We start from the raw sequence: 20790 nt of genomic DNA on the forward strand, positions 1-20790 counted from the left end.
CTGAGCTGCGGCTCCGCTAGCCTTGAGGACAATGAACGACCGTATGACGACGCCGTGGGGCGAGCGCGAGCTGGCCCGTTTCCCCGAGGACCCGCGTGACCGGCTCCGTGCCTGGGACGCCTCCGACGAGTATCTGCTCAGGCACCTCGCGGAAGAGGGCACCTCTCTGTCCGGCACCGTCGTGGTCGTGGGCGACCGCTGGGGCGCCCTGGTCACCGCCCTCGCGGAGTACGAACCCGTGCAGGTCACCGACTCCTTCCTCACCCGGGAGGCGACCCGGGCCAACCTGGGCCGCGCCGGGGTCGGGATCGGTGCCGTGCAGCTGCTCACCACCCAGGATCCGCCGCCCGACCGGGTCGACGTGCTCCTGGTGCGGGTACCGAAGAGCCTGGCACTCCTGGAGGACCAGTTGCACCGGCTGGCGCCCGGGGTGCACGCGGGCACGGTGGTCGTCGGCACCGGCATGGTCAAGGAGATCCACACCTCGACGCTGCGCCTGTTCGAGCGGATCCTCGGACCGACCCGCACCTCCCTCGCGGACAAGAAGGCCCGCCTGATCTTCTGCACGCCCGATCCGTCCCTGAGGCGCGGGACCAACCCCTGGCCGTACAGCTACGCGCTGCCCGACGGCGTCGGCGCGGTGTCCGGGCACACCGTCGTCAACCACGCGGGCGTCTTCTGCGCCGACCGGCTCGACATCGGAACACGCTTCTTCCTGCGCCACCTGCCCACCGGGAGCGGCGCCCGCCGCGTGGTGGACCTGGGCTGCGGGAACGGTGTCGTCGGTACGGCGATGGCGCTCGCCGATCCGGACACCGAAGTGCTGTTCGTCGACGAGTCGTTCCAGGCCGTCGCCTCCGCGGAAGCGACGTACAAGGCGAACGGGGTGCCCGGACACGCCGAGTTCCGCGTCGGGGACGGGCTCACCGGAGTGGCCGACGGCAGCGTGGACCTCGTGCTCAACAACCCGCCCTTCCACTCGCACCAGGCGACCACGGACGCGACGGCCTGGCGGATGTTCACCGGGGCTCAGCGGGTGCTCGGGCCGGGTGGCGAACTGTGGGTGATCGGCAACCGGCACCTGGGGTACCACGCAAAGCTGAAGCGACTGTTCGGCAACTGTGAACTCGTCGCCGGTGACCCGAAGTTCGTGGTGCTGAGGGCGGTCAAGGAGTAGGCCGGGAGCGGGGGCGCTAGCGTGAGGCGCGTGTCCGACTCCGACGTTTCGTCCGTGCGGGACTTCTACGACGCGCTGGCTCCCGACTACCACCGGATCTTCGGCGACTGGGACGCGAGCATGGCGCACCAGGCGACGGTGCTGGACGCGCTCGTCCGCGGTCGCCTCGGGTCGGGACCGCACCGGGTGCTGGACTGCGCGTGCGGGATCGGGACCCAGGCGATCGGGCTGGCCCGGGCCGGGCACCGGGTCGTGGGCAGCGACCTGAGCCCGGTGGCCGCCGCACGGGCGGCGGCCGAGGGCGCGGCTCGGGGCGCCCGACTCCGGGTGGCCGTGGCCGACATGCGCCGGCCGCCGTTCGCGCCCGCCGCCTTCGACGTCGTGCTCTGCGCCGACAACGCGCTCCCCCACCTGCTGACCGGCCCGGACGTCGAGGCGGCACTCGCGGGCATGCGGCGCGTGCTGCGGGACGACGGGCTGCTGGTTCTCACCGTCCGGGACTACGCCGAGACCCGCCGGTCCCGGCCCGCCGCCGCGCCGCCGCAGGTCTCGGAGACCTCCGACGGCAGGACGATCGCCTTCCAGCTGTGGCACTGGCACGAGGACGGCGAGCGCTACGACTTGGAGCACTTCCAGCTCGTGCCGAAGGGCGCGGGGTGGGCGGTGCGCGTGCGGCGGACGACCTACTGGGCGCTGACACGGGCGGAGTTGACGCACTTCGTGGAGGCGGCCGGTTTCGTGGACGTCGAGTGGCACGCTCCCGCGGCCGGCGGCTACTACCAGCCCGTTCTCACCGCGCGACGGCGAACAGCGCGAAGGCCAGCACGATGATCGCCCCGCGGACACCAGGTTCAGCACCGGCAGCGCTGTGCCGATGGCGACGAGCTCGCCGAGACCCATGGACGGGACACCGTCACCACCCGCGTTCTCGTCGCCCCTCCGCTACGTCAGCGCCCGTGCCCGTGCCGGCCCTCCAGGCGCTTCAGCACGGCACCCGCCATGACAGCCTCGCCCTTGGCGTTGGGGTGTGCGGGAGCCGCCGGGGAGGCCGGCTGCAGCGGCTCGATCCAGCGGTCCGCCGGCGACTTGCACATGTCGTGGCCGACGGTCGGCTTGTACGTGTCGACGTACTCCGCCCGGTTCAGCCCGGCCACCAGGCGCAGCATCAGGTTGAGCCGCTTCCCGGTGTCCCGGAGGTAGGCGAAGTCCTTGGCGGCGAAGGGCACGGAGGGATAGCAGCCGCTGCCGTCGTCGGGCAGGAGGTCCGGGTAGCCGACGACGAGCACGCGCGCGTGCGGTGCCTTCGCGTGGATGGCCCGGAGTACCCGGGTGACCTTCGGCGCGGTGTTGAGGATGTTCAGCACCAACTGGTCGGACCCGGACGAGGTGTAGTACTTCTGGCACGGATTGCCCGTCAGGTCCGTGGAGCTGAGCTTGGCGCAGGTGCCGATGATGGTGCTGAATCCGATGTCGTTGCCGCCGATCTGGACGGTCACCAGATCGGTGTCGCGCTGGACCGCGTTGAGTTGAGGGGCGTTCGTGCCCTGCGCCTTCCACATCTCCTCGGTGGTCGCACCGCTGCAGCTCACGTCCTTGAGCACCGTCCCTCGGCGGTCCGCCGCCACCAGCGAGGGGTAATTGTGGTCGGAGCGGGCGCAGTTGGCGTCCACCTGGGTCGGGATGTTCGGGCCCGCGGTGTAGGAGTCGCCGAGCGCCACGTACCGCGTATGACGGTCGTGGCCCGAACCGTGCGCCGCCGCGGGTGCCGCGGAAGCGACGACGAGCGCGCAACCACTGACCGCCGCCGCGGCCGCCACAACCCTGCGGCGACTGGCTGCCGTTGCGGCCGGATTCAGCTCACGCGTCATGAAGATCCCCCCTGATCCGAGTCGACACAACGGGACGGGCCCGGTGAAGTCCTCGCTCATTCAACTGAGCTTGTATACCGGTCGGTAAGTCCCGGGGGCCAGGGGTCGGCAGCAATAAATTCGAACGTAGAGGCGGAAGGCCGTCCGCCCGGCGCCCCACGACACGCACAACGAGCCGTGGGCGCGAAGCCCACGGCTCGTTGTCAGGCGTGAGTGCCGACGGTGTCCGTACGGCTCGTCAGTCCGCGTCCTCGCAGTGGTTGCCCACCGCCGGGTTGAGCAGACCGATGATGTCGATCGAGTTGCCGCACACGTTCAGGTCCAGGTCCACGGGCACCTGTACGACGTTTCCGGAGAGGACGCCCGGGCTGTCGGTGGCGACTCCCGAAGGGTCCGGGTCCGCGCTCGCCGTACCGGCACACAGCATCAACGCCGCACCCGCCAGACCGACCGCTGCTGCCGTCAGACGCTTCCTCTTGACTTCTTCCCCCTCCTGAAGGAGGGGGATTCCTACGGCTCGCGCTGTAGGGGTTCCTGCTTCGACGCCGGCTGCCCGCCAGGAGTGCTCCCGTGAGGTCTTACACCGGCTCCACAGGCCGAGACGGCCAGCCCGGCCGCCTTGATGTTGCGTGCCGCGTTGATGTCGCGGTCGTGCACGACACCACAGGTGTCGCACGTCCACGCGCGGACATTCAGCGCCAGCTTCGCCGCGACCGTGCCGCAGTTCCCGCACAGCTTGCTGCTGGGGAAGAAGCGGTCGACCACGACGAGTTCACGCCCATACCAAGCGCACTTGTACTCCAGCATCGACCGCAGGTGCCTCCACGACGCATCCGAGATGGCGCGCGCCAGTGTGTGGTTGTTCAGCAGGTTGCGGACGGTGAGGTCCTCGATCACGACCGTTTGGTTCTCACGGACGAGCCGGGTCGACAGCTTGTGCAGGTGGTCGCGGCGCCGGTCGGCGATCCGCGCATGCACGCGGGCAACCCGCTCGCGGGCCTTCTGCCGGTTCGCCGAGCCCTTGGCCTTCCGCGACAGTTCACGCTGCGCCCTGGCCAGCCTGGCGCGGTCACGCCGCTCGTGCCGGGGGTTGGTGACCTTCTCACCGGTGGACAGCGTCACCAGGGAGGTGATCCCGGCGTCCAGGCCGACGGCCGCTGTGGTGGCGGTGGCCGGGGCGATGGTGTCCTGGCACAGCAGGGACACAAACCAGCGTCCCGCACTGTCGCGGGAGACGGTCGCCGTGGTCGGCTCCTGGCCCTGGGGCAGTGGACGCGACCAGCGGATGTCCAGCGCACCGGCCATCCTGGCCAGCGTCAGCCGTCCCTCGCGCCACGTGAAGGCGGAGCGGGTGTACTCGGCCGACGCGCGGGATTTCTTGCGGGACTTGTAGCGCGGGTACTGCGCGCGCTGGGCGAAGAAGTTCCCGAACGCCGTCTGCAGATGGCGCAGCGCCTGCTGCAGCGGAACCGAGGACACCTCCGTCAGGAAGGCCAGCTCCCCGGTCTTCTTCCACTGCGTCAGAGCGGCCGACGACTGCACGTAGGACAGACGGCGCTGCTCGCCGTACCAAGCCCGCGTGCGTTCCTCCAGCGCCTTGTTGTAGACGAGACGCACGCAGCCGAACGTGCGCGACAACTCCGCCGCCTGCTCGCCTGTGGGGTAAAAGCGGTACTTGAACGCCCGCTTGACCTGCCGCGCCATGCCTCACACCTTATCGGATTCCGTGTGATCGACAGTTGTCGGCCGGTGGATGGCGCACGCCGGTCCGCCCGGGCGGACCGGCTTTCCTGCCCTGCTTCGCAGGAGCTTCGTTTCCTCCCCCGGCTGAAGCCGGGGGTATCCACAAAGGAGAGCCCCGATGAAGAACTCCTGTCACTCGGAGGGGCATGTCCCTCCACGCTGCCGGTGCTTCGGGGGACCCCGACACTCTTCGGCGTCCGAACGGGTGGCGACCGCCCGTTCAGGCCCTCAGACCGGCAGCGACCGCGGCCCCGGGTCGGAGGCCTCGCGGTCCCAGGTGGTGGCGGTGACCCCGCGCTCCCGAAGGACCGCCTTGCGGACCTTGCCGGTAGCGGTGAGCGGCAGCTCCAGGACGGCGTCGATGTACCGGGGCACCGCGAAGGCGGGCAGCTCGCCGGCGCAATGCCGTGCAAGGTCCCGGGGGTCCAGCAAGTGGCCGGGCCCGGGGACGACCGCGACCATCACCTCGTCCTCGGCCAGCTCAGAGGGCACCGGGAAGGCCGCCGCGTCGGCGACCGCCGGGTGCGAGCGGACGGCCGACTCCACCTCCTGCGAGGAGACGTTCTCGCCGCGCCGACGGATGACGTCCTTGATCCGGTCGACGAAACGGAACCATCCGTCGGGCTCGCGGATCACCCGGTCACCTGTCCGCCGCCACGCATCGGGGGCCGGCCGGGGCTCCCCCAAGTAGCCGGTGGAGAAGGCGAGTTCGCGAGTGCTACGGACCACCAGCTCGCCGGGGAACCCGTCCGGGACCGGGTGAAGGCCGTCGTCGACCACGCGCGCGGCGAAGCCTTCGCGCACGGTGCCGAGGTAACCGGGCCGCTGGTCCTCGGGCGTCGACCCGATGACGAGGTTCGTCTCCGTGGAGCCGAAGCCGTCGACGAGAGTCACCCCGAACCGGTCACGGAAGGGCTCCCACGCGGTGCCGGGGGTGGCCGGGGAGAGCCCGCGCCAGGCCCGGTGCGCGCGGTCGGCGGGGCTCGGGGGCTGGGCGACCAGCATGGGCACCATCGCGCCCAGCAAGTAGACGACCGTGGCACCGGCCTCGGCCACCCGCTCCCAGTGACGCGCGGCGGAGAACCGCTCGCCGATCACGCAGCTCGCCCCCACGGCCATGGCGTGCGCCAGGGTGTTGAGGGCGTTGGTGTGGAAGAGCGGCAGGCAGGTGTACAGCACGTCGTCGGAGGTGAGGCGGAGCGAGTCCGCGACGTTGCGCCCCCACCAGACGGTCTGGGCGTGCGGGCAGCGCACGCCTCGCGCCGTTCCCGTGGTGCCCGAGGTGAACAGGACGAAGGCGGTGTCGTCCGGGCGTACTTGGGCCGCCGGCCGGGCGTGGCTCACGCCCGGCGCCGGGACGTCGTCCCCGCCGACGACCCACAACTCTCCCTGGAATCCAGCCGCCACGACCCGTTCAACCACCTCCTCTTCCGCCAGCAGGAATTGCGGTTCCGCCCCCCGCAGCACCTCCCGGAGCCCGGCGCCCCGCAGACCGGTGTTGAGCGGGACCAGCACCGCCCCCAGCCAGGCACACCCGAGGATGAGGTCGACGACCTCGATCCGGTTGTCGGCCATGACGGCGACGCGGTCGCCCGGTCGGCAGCCCCGCCCGGCGAGCGCTCCGGCCATCGTGGCAGCGGCCGTACGGGTCTCCGCGTACGTCCGTGTCACCTTCCCCACCCGCAGGAAGGTCCGTTCGCCGAACTCTCCGGCCGCCGCGTCGAGGAGGCCGGGGATGGTGTCGATCACCGCAGGACTCCGGCCTCCCGGAGCCGCTGGATGCGCTCCGTCGAGAACCCCGCCACCTCGCTCAGTACGGCGTCGGTGTCGGCGCCGAGCATGGGCGCGGCCTCGCGGATCCCGCCGGGCGTGCGGGTGAGGCGGATCGGGACGCCCTCGTGGAGGAAGGCTCCCGCGACGGGGTGCTCCTTGCGCACGTAGAAGCTGCGGGCCCTCAACTGCGGGTCGTGCTCGACGAGTTCGCGTCCGTCCTGCACGGCTCCGGCCGGAACGCCGTGTGCCTGGAAGGACTCGGCGGCCGCGTCGGCGGGCAGCGTGCGGGTCCACTCCCCAAGCACGGCATCGACCAGGTGCGTCGCATGTCTGCGCGTCTCGGCCGTACGGGTCCGTTCGTCGGTGGCGAGTTCGGGGCGGCCGATCACCTCGCACAGCGCCGCCCACTCGGTGTCGTCGCGCACGCTGATGGCCAGCCAGCGGTCGGCGCCGAGGCAGCGGTAGACGCCCTGCGGGCTCCAGCTCGGGTGGGTGTTGCCGCTCGGCTTCACTGCGGGTCCGCCGAGGAGGCTGGTGCCCATGTGGGCGGCGATCGCCTCCAGTTGGGAGAGGTCGACGTGCTGCCCGCGTCCGGTGACGGCACGGTGTTCCAGCACGGCTACCGTGGCGAGGGCGGCCTGGAGGCCCGCGACGATGTCGCCGTGTCCGTAGATCACCCCGACCACGTCGTCCGGTCCCCAGCCGGTCAGTCCGGTCAGGCCCGCGCTGGCCGAGACCGTGTCGGCGTACGACACCCAGCCGTTGCGCGGTCCGGTGTGCCCCATGCCCGACATGCTGACGTACACGAGGTCCGGGTTGATCCGGGACAACTCCTCATAGCCCAGGCCGAGTTTCCTCGTGACCGTGGAGCTGAAGTTCTCCACGAGGACGTCGGAGTGGGCGATGAGTTCGCGGAGGACGGCGACGCTTTCGTCGGTTCGGGTGTCGAGGGCGATGCTGCGTTTGTTGCGGTTGACCTCGTTGAAGTAGCCGTTGGTGTTCGGGTCCGTGTGGGGGCCGCGGGAGAGGTGCATGAAGGGGGCGAAGCGGGTGGGGTCGGGGCGCCCGGACGACTCGACCTTGATCACGTCGGCGCCGTGGTCGGCGAGGATCTTGGTGCAGTACGGGCCGGCGAGGACCCAGGTGAGGTCCAGGACGCGGATGCCTTGGAGGGCGGGAGCTGTGGGGGCCTGCCCGACCGGGGCGGTGCGTGCGGGGGCTGGTGTGCTGGTCGCGGCGGAAGACCTCGGAGAGCGTTCGCGGACCACATCCTGGTCCGCGCCCGGAGCGGGTACGTCCAGTTCCTGCACCCGGGCCGGTGCGCCGGGCGCGGAGGCCGAGCAGGGCGGCGATGGCCGCGTTGACGCCGGCGAGCTGCTCGGCCTGGTGCTCCGGGAGTCGCAGCGGCGGGCCGTCGGGGTCGCCGACCTGCGCGAGCATGCCGCCCAGCGCGGCGATCACGAGGTCGGTGCCCTGCCAGTCGGTACGGGGGCCGAGCAGCCCGAGGGGGGTGACGCGGACGTGTACGAGGTCGTCGAGCCCTGCCACGATCGCCTCGGCGCCGCTCGGGCTCCCGTCGAGCAGCACGTCGGCGGTGGTGAGGAGAGCGCGCAACTCCTCGGGCGAGGCGGGGACGACCGACCGCTTCCCGGCGGGCCAGTTCGTCGAGCGTGCCCGGTGTCTCACTCATGGCCCTGTCCCCCTTGTCCCTTCCCTCAGTGTTCAGAGCTGCGCCTGCACCATGCTCGCGTCCATACCGAGTGCCTCGGTGAGGACACGGGCGCGCACGGCTCGCTGACGGCCGGTGACGCGGTCGATGGCGGCGGTGGAGCGGCCGGCGGTCGCCGCCTCCTCGCGGAGTTTCTCCAGTCGCTTGCCCGCCGTCGCGAGCTGGTTGTGGGCCTTCTTGATGACCCACTCGCTCAGCGCCTCCCGGGACTGCCCGGCCATGGCGTCGAGCTGGGCCTCCAACTCCTCGATGGTGTCGGCCAGTTCGAGTGCCTCCTTGGCGTCGGGGTTGACCAGGTGCAGCACCTCGCGCTCGACCGTCGGACGTTGGGCCGGGGAGTCCCACAGCACGTGGGTCAGCACCGACAGGTCGGTCTCGGCGACCGCGGGGCGGCCGTCGAGGTACGCGGACGCCTGGAGCAGGCCCACCGACTGCCGCCAGCGGCGGTCGGAGGCGATGAGTTCCCTGCGGCGCAGGGCGGCTCGTAGCGTGCACACCGCGTCCACGATCGCGTCGGGGACGTCCACGGCGGGGACGGCTTCGGTCACGGCGTGCCGCAACGCGGCCAGTTCGACGGTGGTCCGGGTCGGTGCCGCCGGGCGGCTGACGGCGGAGCGGACCAGCGCGGCGAAGTTCGAGGGGTCGGCGAGGTATCCGACCTCGATCCGCACCAGCAGGCGGTCGTAGATCGCGGCCGTGTCCTCGCCGCTGGGCAGTTCGTTGCTCGCCGTGATGGCCCCGATCAGCGGGCAGCGGATGGGTTCGCCGCCGCTCTCGGGGTGGTAGATCCGCTCGTTGAGGTAGCCCAGGGTCTCGTTCAGGGCCGCCGTGGAGCACTTGAAGATCTCGTCGATGAACGCGATGTGCGCGGTCGTGGCGGTCGTAGACCTGACGGTACTCACCTCGGGCCAGCGCGGCGACGTCGATGGGGCCGAACATCCGCGTCGGCGCGGTGAACTTCGACAGGAGGATCTCCCAGTACGCCGCCCCCTCGACCCGGCCCGTGAGTTCTCGGGCCAACTCGGACTTCGCCGTGCCGGGTGGGCCGAGCACCAGGGAGTGCTGCCCGGCCAGCAGCGTCACGATCAGCGTGCGCACTGCGTCGGCCCGCTCGTAGAAACGGTCCGCCAGCTCGCCGCTGATCGCCCGTAACCTCTCGGCCGTGTCCTGCGAGTCCGATGCCCCCATAGCCAACTCCCAGACCGTGACGTCGTGTCGGGCCGACGAGACAGCCCATTGCCCGAGCAAGATAGCGCGGAGACCGGGTACACCTCCCGCCCCCCGTATCCCGCGTGCGTCCCAGCGATGGTCCGTCCCCACAGGTCACAGGCGTGGGACCGTCCCGGCGTCCCAACCGGGGGCCGGAGGATCCGGCCTTCGGGGCAGCCGCGCCAGCATGAGCCTGCCGGGTCTTCCGGCGACTCATCAGAGGGGGAACACCAGATGGGACAAAGGACGCTTCTGCGGGGTCTGACCCTCGCCGTGGCAGTGGTCCTGCCCCTGTACGGGCCCACGGTGGTGCAGGCTGCGCAGTCCGCAGCCACCGCCGCGGTCGCCGTCTGCGGGCATACGAGCGCACAGCCCACGCTGCAGCAGGGATCGACGGGGGACGCGGCGGTCGAGGCGCAGTGTCAGCTCAATCTGGCGACGAAGCCGAGCAAGTACACGCCGATCGCGGCGGACGGCTCGTTCGGGCCGGCGTCGGCGGCGCGCGTCAAGGACTTCCAGAGGTGTGCCGGGCTGGGCGTGGACGGTGTGCTCGGCCCGCAGACCTGGGCGGCGCTCAACACCTGGGCCGCACAGCCGCACACCTGCGCCACCCAGGGCACGTCGAGCACCGCGCAGACGACCGTGTGCGGCCACACCGACACGCGGCCGACGCTGCAACAGGGTGCGAAGGGCACCGAGGTCGAGGAGCTCCAGTGCCGGCTGAACCTGGCCATGGAGCCGTTCCACTACGCGCCGCTGACGATCGACGGCGACTTCGGGGGCGGGACCCAGTCCCGCGTCATCGAGCTCCAGCACTGCGCCAACCTCAGTGCCGACGGCGTCGTGGGCCCCAACACCTGGGCGAAGTTGGTGGACTGGTCCAGCCGTAACACGTACTGCACGCCACCGCGCCCCGCCGGCTACCCGATCGACGGCCTCGACACCGCCAAGTACCAGCACCCCGGTGGCGCGCCGATCGACTGGAAGGCCGTGAAGGCCTCGGGCGTCGAGTTCGCGACGGTCAAGGCCACCCGGGGCCTGAACGTCACCGACGAATACCTCGCCACCGACCTCGCCGCGGCCAGGTCCGCGGGGCTGGCCGTCGCGCCGTACCACTTCTACACGGGCACGGCGGCCGACACGGGTCCCGCGCAGGCCGACCGGTTCATCGCCGCGGTGCGGGCCACCGGCTACACCGGGCAGCGCGCGGGCGACCTGCCGCCGATCTTCGACCTGGAACGCATGGACGACGGCAGTGGGCGCTGCCCCACCTACGGCACGGTGACCGACGCCAAGGCCTGGCTCGACAAGGTGGAGACGGCCTTCGGCCGCACGCCGATCATCTACACCCAGAAGTCCTTCCTGGACGACTGCATGGGTTCGACCACCGCGTTCGCCCGGTATCCGCTGCAACTCGCGGACTACCGCCAGTCGATCACCTCGCCGCCGGTGCCGAACGGCTCGACGACCTGGGCGATGTGGCAGTACACCGACGCCGCGCTCTTCCCGGGCATCCACGCTCCTGCGACCGGGGACGTGTTCAACGGCACCCAGGCCGACCTGGACCGGCTGGCCAACCGCACCTCCGGTCTCACCGCTCCGGCGCCCGCCTCGGCCACCAACGCGACTGCCGCCGCGACGAGTTGCTACGGCGGAGCAGTCACGGTCCGCTACGGGGACGTACTCGACTTCGGCCCTTACTGGACCACCAGCCGTTGCATCGACATCAACATGCGCGTCATCAGCGGCACCGCGGACTACCTGAACGTCTGCGTGAAGTTCGCGAAGACCGGCACCTGCAACCGCTGGACGAAGGTCGGCCGGAGCTGGACGACCATCGCCACCGACGTCCTGGACGGCACCAAGTTCACGGTGCCCAACGGCGTGCCCCTGGAGGGCGACGACGCCGTCGTGCAGATCGCCTTCTGACCGCCCCGCCCCCTCAACGAACGGAGACCACCATGGTCCGGAGCAAGGCGTTCGCCTCGGCTCTCTTCGCCACGGCCGCACTGCTGGCAGCGGGCGCCGTCCCCGCCTCCGCACACTCCTCGGCCGCCGCGGTCAGCTGCTACGGCGGCGCCAAGACCCTGACGTACCACTACCAGGCGGCCGCCAAGGAGTACGGCACCTACACCACGTCCTCGCGGTGCAGCGACATCAACATGCGGCTCATCACGGACATCCCGGGGGTGTACCTGGACGCCTGTGTGGTGTTCGTCGACCACACCACCAAATGCAACAACGGCGACGCCTACACCACGCACGGTACCGAGTGGGGAACCGTCGCCACCGACGTCAAGGACGGCACCCACTTCGTCCTGCGCGTGCACGCCTATGACACCGACGCGCAGAACGTGACGTTCCAGATCGCCTACTGATCTCCTCTCCCCCCACCACCGTTCTCCGAAAGGACGATGATGACCTCCTTCAGTCCCATGAACCGCCGGACCATGCTGCGTGGCACGCTCGCCGCCGGTGCCGGCGTCGCGTTCGGGCAGCTGCTCTTCTCGGGTGTCGCACAGGCCTATTCGTGGTCGCGCACCCTGAACGAGGGCGCCACCGGCGCCGACGTGACCGAGCTGCAGATCAGGATCGCGGGCTGGGCGGCGGACAGCGCCAGCCACAGCCGGGTCGGCGTCGACGGGGACTTCGGCCCCGGTACGGCCGCGGCCGTGAAGCGGTTCCAGACGGCGTACGGTCTCACCGCCGACGCCAGCGTCGGGCCCAACACCCAGGCGAAGCTCAACGCGCTGGAGCAGTCGGACGGTTCCACGCTCCACTTCAACTGGTCCGAGTTCGAGGACCAGGCGGCGGGCAACTTCAACGGCGGCAAGGTGAGCGCGGCGCAGGTGAAGGAGAACGTCCGCCGCTGCATGTACAAGCTGGAGGCGCTGCGCAAGAAGCTGGGCGACAAGCCGATCACGGTCAACTCCGGCTTCCGGAGCATCGCGCACAACGCCGACATCGGCGGGGCCAGCGACAGCATGCACCTGTACGGCACCGCGGCCGACCTGGACGTACCCGGCGTGGCCACCAAGACCGTCTACCAGAAGGCGGAGACCTGCGGGTTCTCCGGCCTTGAGAGGTACACAGTCGACCACCAGCACGTCGACAGCCGGGCCGACCTCGGCCGCGACTGGTGGTGGGAGAGCGGCACGGTCTGACGCCGCTTTCGGGGGAGCGGAGCTCCGGGTACCGCCTCGGCGGTACCCGGAGCTCCGGACGTCAGCTCTTCGCCTTCTCCTTCAACGCCGCCTCGCAGGAGGGCCAGTCGTGGAAGTCGTGCCGGGCGCTCCACAGCCGGTGGGCCGCCTTGATGTTCCACTCCGGGTCGAACGCCCGCAGCGGCGTGCCGTCGAGCTCCCGCAGGCGGGCGTCGGAGATCTGGAACACGCCCCAGTTGCGGCTGCCGTTGGTGTTGGGCAGCACCCACAGCGGGTCGAGGAACGAGGCGCAGCGGGCGATGGCCACGGCGGTGTCGGGATCCTCGACGAACACCTCACGGACCCGCTTCGCCACCTCGGCCGGCGACCAGGTCGTCATGCTCACCTTCTGCTCGTAGAGCGCCTTCTTGGTGGCGTCGTCCGCCACGCTGGTGGCCGGCAATCCCGCCAGCACCTGGAACGCGGTCAGCCGGCGCAGGGTCTCCGGCCCGAAATCCCCGTCGATGGCGAGCTTGCCCTTGGCCCGCGCCAACAGGGTCTGGACCTCGCGCACGCACTCGTCGTGCTGCCCCATGGTCACGGACTTGCACGCGCGGGAGTACAGCAGCCTGTCGCCGGCCGCGGGTGGGGTAACGCCGGTGCCGCTGTCGGGCATCCACACGAAGCCGGCCACCAGCACCACCGCGACCACGGCGGCCAGTACCGCCCACCGGGAGGACCATTTCTCGGGCACCCGGGACCGTCGCGGCTTGCCGGTCTCGTCGGGGGCGATCTCCGGCGGGGTGACATCGTCCGGTCCGGGGCTCGGGCTCGCCTGGGCGGGCCCGGCCGCAGGCTCGTCGGGCCCGGGACTCGCCTGCAAGGGCGCAGCAGGTTCGTCCGGTTCCGGTTCCGGGTCGTCCTTGACCGGCACGGCCGGTGCGTCCCGGTCGGTGTCCGCCAGCGCCCACAGCCGGTGGAGTTCGCGAAGTTCCTCCGCGCTGGCGCCGCACACCTTGGCGAAGGCGTGCACCACCCGATAGTCCGCGGGGACGCTGAGTCCGGAGCAGTACCGATGCAGACTGGAACCGCTGACGCCCGCCTCCTTGCCGAGGCGGTCGTAGCCCCGGCGGCTGCGGTCCTTCAGCATCCGAAGGTGGGCGGCGAACTTTTCGGCATGCGGAGAGGCAACCACGCAACCCCCCTTGCTCAAGCCTCTACTGACGGGTAGAAGCTACACCTCGTGAAGGGAGTGTGTGCGTCCTTTCAGTGCCGTAACGCGACCACCAACAGCCTTTCTGTTGACAGTATTTGACAACGAGTCAGCACGAAGACATCACCCCAGGTCCAGCACCACCTTGCCGATCGCCTCCCCGGTCCGCAGCCGCTCGGCGGCCTCCGCCAACCCGTCGTTGCGGGTGCCGGGTCGCCAGGTTGGTGACGGCGGTGCCGAGGCTGATCCGCTCGGTGCTCAGGGCCGCGGCGGTCAGTGTGGTGAACACGTCCCGCCACAGCAACTGCGAGTCGGGGAACCACACTTGATCGAACCCGAGCTCCTCGGCCCGCCGGACGGTCCGCGCCACCCGGTCGGCCCGGTCGCACGGTGGGATCCGCACCCCGATACGCAGCGGGCCGTTGTCCGTGCTCGTGTCGCCAGGAACGCTCATGGACAGGACCCTAGGGACGACCGAGCAGCCGCCAAACGCCATCGGTCCGCTGAGCGATCCGCTCGGCAGGGCCCCGACCATGGCCGTGACTACGCCGATGTCCCGCCCAGCACCTGGATGATCCGTCGGGCCGCCTCCGCCATCGCCTCCCGGCCCACGCTCAGGTACTTGCGCGAGTCGACCGCCTCGGGGTGGGCGGCGAGGAAGTCGCGGATGGCGCCGGTCATGGCGAGGTTGAGGGCGGTGCCGACGTTGACCTTGGCGATGCCGCCCGCAACCGCGGCGGTGAGTTCGTCGTCCGGCACCCCGGAGGAGCCGTGCAGGACGAGGGGGACGTCCAGGGCGGCGGAGAGGCGTTTGATCAGGGCGTGGTCGAGGGTCGCGGTGCGGGTGGTCATCGCGTGCGTGCTGCCGACGGCGACGGCGAGGGCGTCCACGCCGGAGTCGGCGACAAAGGCCCCCGCCTCCACGGGATCGGTACGGGCGCCGGGCGCGTGGGCGTCCAGCGGGGGTTCGCCGGTCTTGCCGCCGACCTGACCCAACTCGGCCTCGATCCACAGCCCTTGGGAGTGCGCCCAGTCGGCGGCGGCCCGGGTCGCGGCGAGGTTGTCGAGGTAGGGCAGTCGGGCCGCGTCGTACATCACCGAGCTGAAGCCGGCGGTCACCGCCTGGCGCAGCAGGTCGTCGCTCTGGACGTGGTCGAGGTGCAACGCGACGGGTACGGAGGCGCGTTCGGCGGCGGCGACGGCCGCGCGGGCGAGCGGGAGGAGGCGACCGTAGCGGAACTTGACGGCGTTCTCGCTGACTTGGAGGACGACGGGCGCCCGCGCGGCCTCGGCGCCGGCGATGACGGCCTCGACGTGTTCCAGCGTGATGATGTTGAAGGCGGGGACGGCGGAGTGTGCGGCGGTGGCGCGGGTGACCAGTTCGCCGGTGGTGACGAGGGGCACGGCTTCTCCTTTCCGATCCTTTCCGAGGGCCGGGTCAGGGGGCGAGGATCACCGAGCGGGTGAGGTGGCGCGGGCTGTCCGGATCGAGGCCCCTGGCCGCGGCGACGGCGACCGCGAGACGCTGGGCGCGGACCAGTTCGGCGAGCGGGTCGAGGCCGCCGGCGACCCACAACCCGCCGGTGGCGCGGACCTGTTCGGCGAGTCCCTCGGGCGCTTCACCGAGCATCCAGGTCGCGGTGCCTTGGGTGGTGATGCTGATGGGGCCGTGCCGGTACTCCATCGCGGGGTAGGCCTCGGTCCAGGCGAGGGAGGCCTCGCGCATCTTCAGTCCGGCCTCGTTGGCGAGGCCCACCGTCCAGCCGCGGCCCAGGAAGGTGAACTGCGTGCAGGCGAGCAGCCCGTCGGGCAGCGGTGTCTCCAGCGCGGTGCGTGCGTCGGCGACGGCGGTGTCGGGGTGCAGGCCGAGGTGGGCGCGGAGCAGGGTCAGCGCGGTGGTCGCGAACCGGGTCTGCACGACGGAGCGTTCGTCCGCGAAGTCGAGGACCACGACGTCGTCGGCGGTCGTCATGACCGGTGTGTGCGGGTCGGCGGTGATCGCGGTGGTGCGGGTGCGGCCCGTCAACTCGCCCAGGAGTTCCAGGACTTCGGTGGTCGTGCCCGATCGGGTGAGGGCGACGACACGGTCGTACGAGCGCCCGTGCGGGTACTCGGAGGCGGCGAAGGCGTCGGTCTCGCCCTGGCCCGCGCCCTCGCGCAGGGCGGCGACGGCCTGCGCCATGAAGTACGAGGTGCCGCAGCCGACGATCGCGACCCGCTCCCCCGGCGCCGGCAGCACCGCGCGGTACCGGGGCGCATCCGCTGCGGCCCGGGTCCAGCACCCGGGCTGGCTGGTCAGCTCGTCCTCGACGTGGGTCATGCCCTACCCCTCCCCAGATATGACTGTTCTTGCAAGATATAGCCAGATTTCGAGCACAATCAAGCATTCGAGCGCACTCCAGGTGCGCTAGGGTCGCCGGAAGATCGGCCACCGGCCGGGGAACAGGTTGAGGAACAGGCCAGAAAACGGAGGGGCCGGATGTCGCGCGACGCCCGCTGGAAGACGCTGCTGGAGCTGCTCGTCGAGCGGGGCCGGCTGGACGTCGAGGAGGTGGCCGTCGAGCTGGAGGTCTCGGCCGCGACGATCCGGCGCGACTTCGACCGGCTCGCCGAGCAGCAGATGCTGGTCCGCACCCGTGGCGGCGCGGTCGTGCACGGGGTGTCGTACGAACTGCCGCTGCGCTACAAGACCGCCCGGCACGCCTCCGAGAAGCAGCGCATCGCGAAGGCCGTCGCGGATCTCGTCGTACCCGGCGAGGCCGTCGGCCTGACCGGCGGGACGACGACCACCGAGGTGGCGCGCGCCCTGGCCGTGCGCGGCGATCTCGGCTCCGGCTCCCCCGCGCTGACCGTCGTCACCAACGCGCTCAACATCGCCAACGAGCTTGCCGTGCGCCCCCAGTTCAAGATCGTGGTGACCGGCGGGGTCGCCCGCCCGCAGTCGTACGAGTTGATCGGGCCGCTCGCCGACGGGGTGCTCGGGCAGATCACCCTCGACGTGGCGGTGCTCGGTGTGGTCGCCTTCGACGTCACGCGCGGCGCCGCCGCGCACGACGAGGCGGAGGCCGCGATCAACCGGATGCTGTGCGAGCGCGCCGAGCGCGTGGTCGTCGCCGCCGACTCCAGCAAGCTGGGGCGGCGGGCGTTCGCCCGGATCTGCGCGGCCGAGGCGGTGGACACGCTCGTCACGGACGCGGCGGCGAGCGCGGACACGGTACGGCGGTTCGAGGAGGCCGGTATCGACGTCCTGGTCGTGTGACTGGCCACAGTCTCTTCCGGCCACCTCGATCCTCGCGCCCGCAAGACCGTTTCCACCTAGGCTGAGAGCGCACTGCGGGTCGGGGGCCAGGGAGGCGGCGATGGGCGCGACGGAGAACGACCAGGACAATCCCGGGGGCGATCGCCGCTATCTGCCGATCGCCGAACACGGGCTGATCGGTGATCTGCGCAGTGTGGCCCTGGTCGGGACCGACGGCACCATCGACTGGTACTGCTGCCCGGCCTTCGACGCGCCGAGCGTCTTCGCGGCGATCCTGGACGCGGAGCGCGGCGGCTCCTTCGAGCTGGCGGCGGCCGTGCCGGCGAAGACGAAGCAGTTCTACTTCCCCGACACCAATGTCCTGATCACCCGCTTCTTCACCGAGGAGGGTGTCGGTGAGGTGCAGGACTTCATGCCGATCGACGGCGACGACGTCGACGCCGATCGGCATCGTCTGATCCGGCGGGTCGTGTGCGTACGCGGCTCCATCCCGTTTCGCGCCCGGGTCGCCCCGCGCTTCGACTACGGCTCCCGCCCGCACACCGTGCGGATGGCCGGCGAGGCGGCCGTCTTCGACACCGACGAGATCTCGCTCGCGCTGACCGCGACCGTGCCGCTGGAGGCCGACGGACTGGACGCACGGGCCGACTTCAAACTCGCCGAGGGCGAGGAGGCCGTCTTCGCGCTGGACCAGGTCGGCCGCGACGTCGAGCCGCGCCGGTGCGCGAAGGCGGAGGCCGAGGCACAGTTCGCCACGACGGTGGACTACTGGCGGCGCTGGTTGTCCGCCTCCAAGTACCGGGGCCGCTGGCGGGAGATGGTGCACCGCTCCGCCCTCACCCTGAAGCTCCTCACCTACGCGCCCACCGGCGCGATCGTGGCCGCCCCGACGACGAGCCTGCCCGAGCAGGTCGGCGGCGAGCGCAACTGGGACTACCGGTACGTGTGGGTGCGCGACGCCGCCTTCTGTGTCTACGCGCTGCTGCGGCTCGGATTCACCGGCGAGGCCGAGGCGTTCATGAAGTTCGTGACCCGGCACATCTCCCCGGGCGACGGCAAGCCGTCAGGACCGCTGCAGATCATGTACGGCATCGACGGCCGCACCGACCTGCCCGAGCTCGAACTCGACCACCTGGAAGGGCATCTGGGCTCCGCGCCGGTCCGGGTCGGCAACGCCGCCGCCGAGCAGCTCCAGCTGGACATCTACGGCGCGCTCATCGACTCGATCTACCTCTACGACAAGTGGGCCAAGCCCGTCTCCAGCGCCCAGTGGGACGACGTGTGCGCGCTGGTGGACTGGGTGTGCGACAACTGGGACCAGCCCGACGAGGGCATCTGGGAGACCCGCGGCGGCCGCAAGAACTTCCTGTACTCGCGGCTGATGTGCTGGGTGGCGATCGAGCGGGCCATCCGCATGGCCAACCGCCGCGGCCTGCCCGCAGATCTGCTGCGCTGGCGCGACTGCCGGGACGCGATCTACCGGCGGATCATGAGCAAGGGCTGGTCCGAGTCCCGCCAGGCCTTCGTGCAGTACGAGGGCAGCGAGGTGCTGGACGCGTCCGTCCTGATGATGCCGCTGACGAAGTTCATCGCGCCCACGGACCCCAAGTGGCTGTCCACGCTGGACGCCCTCACCCACGACCTGGTCTCGGACTCCCTGGTCTACCGCTACGACCCGCTGGCCAGCCCCGACGGGCTGCGCGGCGACGAAGGCACCTTCTCCATATGCTCGTTCTGGTACGTCGAGGCCATGGTCCACGCCGGCCGGATCGACGAGGCACGCCTCGCCTTCGAGAAGATGCTCACGTACGCCAACCATCTGGGCCTGTACGCCGAGGAGATCAGCCAGACCGGTGAGCAACAGGGCAACTTCCCGCAGGCGTTCACGCATCTCGCGCTGATCAGCGCTGCGTTCAACCTGGACCGGGCCCTCGGCTGAGGACCCGGTCGGTTCGGCGGTCGGGGCGGGATGCCGGTCAGGACGGCAGGCCCGCCCAGAAGCCGAGGTTGTGCTCCTTGCCGAAGTCCCGGGAGACCTTGGAGCAGGCCGCCGGGGGCCGGTCGCTCGCCGGTGCGGTGTCGCAGGCGACCAGTGACATCAACTCCCCCGTCTTGGCCCGGTACTTGGGCCAGGCGGGTGTACGGGCGCCGTTGGGATCACCGGAGGCGGCGAAGCGGCCCCAGTAGGTGATCATCTGGTGGGACAGCTCCAGTTGGTCGTCGTCGTAGGGCAGGGTCTGGCCGAGGTAGTCCCAGAGGTAGCCGAGGTCGTCGACGTGGATCGCGCCGCCGAACGGGAAGTTCCTCGCCGTCTCGCTCTTCTGCTGGAGCAGGAAGATCGAGGTGAAGTGCGGGGTGTCGCTCTCGGCGAACTCGTAGGCGTAGGTGGGCACCCACTTCGACAGCGTCGCGATGAGCTGTTGGCGGGTGTAGGAGGTGGAGCCGTTCTGGACGGCGGTCCAGGCCTGGCCCGGCGTCGGGTAGGCGCCGAGCGGGTACTCGGCGAGCACCTTGTCGGCGTTGGCTCCGTAGGCGGAGCGCACGGCGGCCTCGTACTGCGCGGCCGTCATCGGCGTACCGAGGTAGTCGTAGTTCTGGAAGGTGAACAGGCCGCGCTCGCTGTTGGTCTGGCCGAGCATCACGGGTACGCGGTTGAAAGCACCGGTCCGGACGGCGGTGCCGGGGTTGACCGGGAAGGCGGAGCCGCCGAGGGAGGGTGCGACGCCGGCCTGTTTCTGGGCGGTGAGCAGGTCGGTGGCCGACTTGCCGCGCAGACAGGCGAGGACGTCCGAGGTGCCGGCGCAGCCGACGGCTTTCACGAAGGCCTCGCTCTGTGCCTGGCCGGAGGCCGCGGACTGAAGGCTGCAGCCGCCGCTGAGGATGCCGGCGCGGGCGAACAGGCCTTTGGCGGTGGGCGAGGCGAGGTGGTCGCAGACCGAACCGGCGCCGGCGGACTGGCCGGCCACGGTCACGTTCTTCGGGTCGCCGCCGAAGCGGGAGATGTTGCCGTGCACCCAGCGCAGGGCCGCCTGCTGGTCGAGGAGGCCGTAGTTGCCGGGGCCGTCCTTGCTCTCGGCCTGCAGCTGGGGCAGGTTGAGGGTGCCGAGCACGCCGACGCGGTAGTTGACGGTGACGACGATCGCGCCGGTCTGCTCGACGAACTTGCGCGGGTTGGTGTCCTGGCCCGCGCCCCCGGTGAAGCCGCCGCCGTGGATCCAGACCAGGACGGGTGTTCTCGCCCGGGCGCCGTCCGGGACATAGACGTTGAGGGCCAGGCAGTCCTCGGTGGTGATCGTCTTCTCGTAGCCGGGGTCCCAGCCGCTGTTCTGCGCGCACCGGTCGCTGAAGGCGCCGGCGTCGCGCACGCCGGACCACGGGGTGACCGGCTGCGGGGGCTTCCAGCGGTTCACGCCGGCGGCGTCGGCCGCGTAGGGGATGCCCAACCACTCGTCGTAGCCGGTGCGTTGGGCGCCGCGGACCTTGCCGGCGGTGGTCTGTACGGTGGTGGAGACCGGGCGTTCGTGGGTTCCGGTCTGTGTGGAGTGGGCCGCTACGGGGGCCGCGATGCCCAGGCCCAGGAGGCTCACGGTGGTCAGGACGGCGCGGGTTCTGCCGCGCAGGACGGTGATCGCTCTCATTGCTCCTGCTCTCTGCGTGCGGGCTGGCAGGTAGTGCG

17 protein-coding genes and 2 pseudogenes are annotated in these 20790 nt (G+C 70.9%); 7 read left to right on the forward strand and 12 right to left on the reverse strand.

The window, feature by feature from the left end; all coding sequences use genetic code 11:
• Positions 1–43 precede the first annotated feature (43 nt).
• Positions 44–1177 (forward strand): methyltransferase, encoded by a 1134-nt coding sequence (locus M2283_RS31810; protein ID WP_280880058.1) that lies wholly within the window; start codon positions 44–46, stop codon positions 1175–1177.
• A gap of 21 nt (positions 1178–1198) precedes the next feature.
• Positions 1199–2008, forward strand: coding sequence for a class I SAM-dependent methyltransferase (locus M2283_RS31815; protein ID WP_432423155.1), 810 nt, complete (start codon positions 1199–1201; stop codon positions 2006–2008).
• Positions 2009–2124: 116 nt separating this feature from the next.
• Here the strand turns inward: M2283_RS31815 and M2283_RS31820 are convergent, their stop codons facing one another.
• The 7 genes and pseudogenes from M2283_RS31820 to M2283_RS31850 form a co-directional block, all read right to left on the reverse strand.
• Complete coding sequence (locus tag M2283_RS31820) at positions 2125–3045, reverse strand: SGNH/GDSL hydrolase family protein (protein WP_280879903.1); 921 nt, start codon at positions 3043–3045, stop codon at positions 2125–2127.
• Between the two features lie 238 nt (positions 3046–3283).
• Positions 3284–3472 (reverse strand): chaplin, encoded by a 189-nt coding sequence (locus tag M2283_RS31825; protein ID WP_280879904.1) that lies wholly within the window; start codon positions 3470–3472, stop codon positions 3284–3286.
• An 83-nt stretch (positions 3473–3555) separates the two neighbouring features.
• Positions 3556–4749, reverse strand: coding sequence for an RNA-guided endonuclease InsQ/TnpB family protein (locus M2283_RS31830; protein WP_280879905.1), 1194 nt, complete (start codon positions 4747–4749; stop codon positions 3556–3558).
• Between the two features lie 267 nt (positions 4750–5016).
• On the reverse strand, positions 5017–6537 hold the full coding sequence (locus M2283_RS31835) for an AMP-binding protein (RefSeq protein ID WP_280879906.1): 1521 nt from the start codon (positions 6535–6537) through the stop codon (positions 5017–5019).
• Positions 6534–7871: a CaiB/BaiF CoA transferase family protein gene (locus M2283_RS31840; RefSeq protein ID WP_280879907.1), complete on the reverse strand. Its 1338-nt coding sequence runs from the start codon at positions 7869–7871 to the stop codon at positions 6534–6536. Before M2283_RS31840 ends, M2283_RS31835 begins: the two co-directional genes overlap by 4 nt.
• Positions 7872–7929: 58 nt before the next feature.
• Positions 7930–8247, reverse strand: a pseudogene (locus tag M2283_RS31845) (CoA transferase); the annotation flags it as partial.
• 36 nt (positions 8248–8283) lie between these two features.
• Positions 8284–9478: pseudogene (locus M2283_RS31850) on the reverse strand (AAA family ATPase).
• 255 nt (positions 9479–9733) lie between these two features.
• Between M2283_RS31850 and M2283_RS31855 the strand changes: the two are divergent.
• The 3 genes from M2283_RS31855 to M2283_RS31865 are packed head-to-tail and all read left to right on the forward strand — an operon-like array spanning position 9734 to position 12663.
• Complete coding sequence (locus M2283_RS31855) at positions 9734–11428, forward strand: GH25 family lysozyme (protein WP_280879908.1); 1695 nt, start codon at positions 9734–9736, stop codon at positions 11426–11428.
• Positions 11429–11460: 32 nt separating this feature from the next.
• Positions 11461–11877 carry a hypothetical protein gene (locus tag M2283_RS31860; protein WP_280879909.1) on the forward strand — a complete coding sequence of 139 codons (417 nt, stop codon included), beginning with the start codon at positions 11461–11463 and terminating at the stop codon, positions 11875–11877.
• 36 nt (positions 11878–11913) lie between these two features.
• The gene (locus M2283_RS31865; RefSeq protein WP_432423156.1) at positions 11914–12663 is read left to right on the forward strand and encodes a D-Ala-D-Ala carboxypeptidase family metallohydrolase; all 750 of its coding nucleotides are present in this window, start codon (positions 11914–11916) and stop codon (positions 12661–12663) included.
• A gap of 61 nt (positions 12664–12724) precedes the next feature.
• Here the strand turns inward: M2283_RS31865 and M2283_RS31870 are convergent, their stop codons facing one another.
• From M2283_RS31870 to M2283_RS31885, 4 genes are all read right to left on the reverse strand, one after another.
• Entirely contained in the window at positions 12725–13837 is a 1113-nt protein-coding gene (locus M2283_RS31870) for a helix-turn-helix domain-containing protein (protein WP_280879911.1), read from the reverse strand.
• Positions 13838–13964: 127 nt separating this feature from the next.
• On the reverse strand, positions 13965–14309 hold the full coding sequence (locus M2283_RS31875; RefSeq protein ID WP_280879912.1) for an LLM class flavin-dependent oxidoreductase: 345 nt from the start codon (positions 14307–14309) through the stop codon (positions 13965–13967).
• A gap of 89 nt (positions 14310–14398) precedes the next feature.
• On the reverse strand, positions 14399–15259 hold the full coding sequence (locus M2283_RS31880; protein WP_280879913.1) for a class II fructose-bisphosphate aldolase: 861 nt from the start codon (positions 15257–15259) through the stop codon (positions 14399–14401).
• 34 nt (positions 15260–15293) lie between these two features.
• Entirely contained in the window at positions 15294–16175 is an 882-nt protein-coding gene (locus M2283_RS31885; protein WP_280879914.1) for an SIS domain-containing protein, read from the reverse strand.
• A gap of 159 nt (positions 16176–16334) precedes the next feature.
• Between M2283_RS31885 and M2283_RS31890 the strand changes: the two genes are divergently transcribed.
• Positions 16335–17114 (forward strand): DeoR/GlpR family DNA-binding transcription regulator, encoded by a 780-nt coding sequence (locus tag M2283_RS31890; protein ID WP_280879915.1) that lies wholly within the window; start codon positions 16335–16337, stop codon positions 17112–17114.
• Between the two features lie 100 nt (positions 17115–17214).
• Positions 17215–19053, forward strand: a complete 1839-nt coding sequence (locus M2283_RS31895) for a glycoside hydrolase family 15 protein (protein WP_280879916.1) — start codon at positions 17215–17217, stop codon at positions 19051–19053.
• Positions 19054–19090: 37 nt separating this feature from the next.
• Here M2283_RS31895 and M2283_RS31900 read toward each other — a convergent pair whose 3' ends face one another.
• Positions 19091–20752, reverse strand: a complete 1662-nt coding sequence (locus tag M2283_RS31900; RefSeq protein WP_280879917.1) for a carboxylesterase/lipase family protein — start codon at positions 20750–20752, stop codon at positions 19091–19093.
• Positions 20753–20790: the final 38 nt, after the last annotated feature.

The sequence above is a fragment of the Streptomyces pseudovenezuelae genome (genome assembly GCF_029892565.1).
Taxonomy (GTDB): domain Bacteria; phylum Actinomycetota; class Actinomycetes; order Streptomycetales; family Streptomycetaceae; genus Streptomyces; species Streptomyces pseudovenezuelae_A.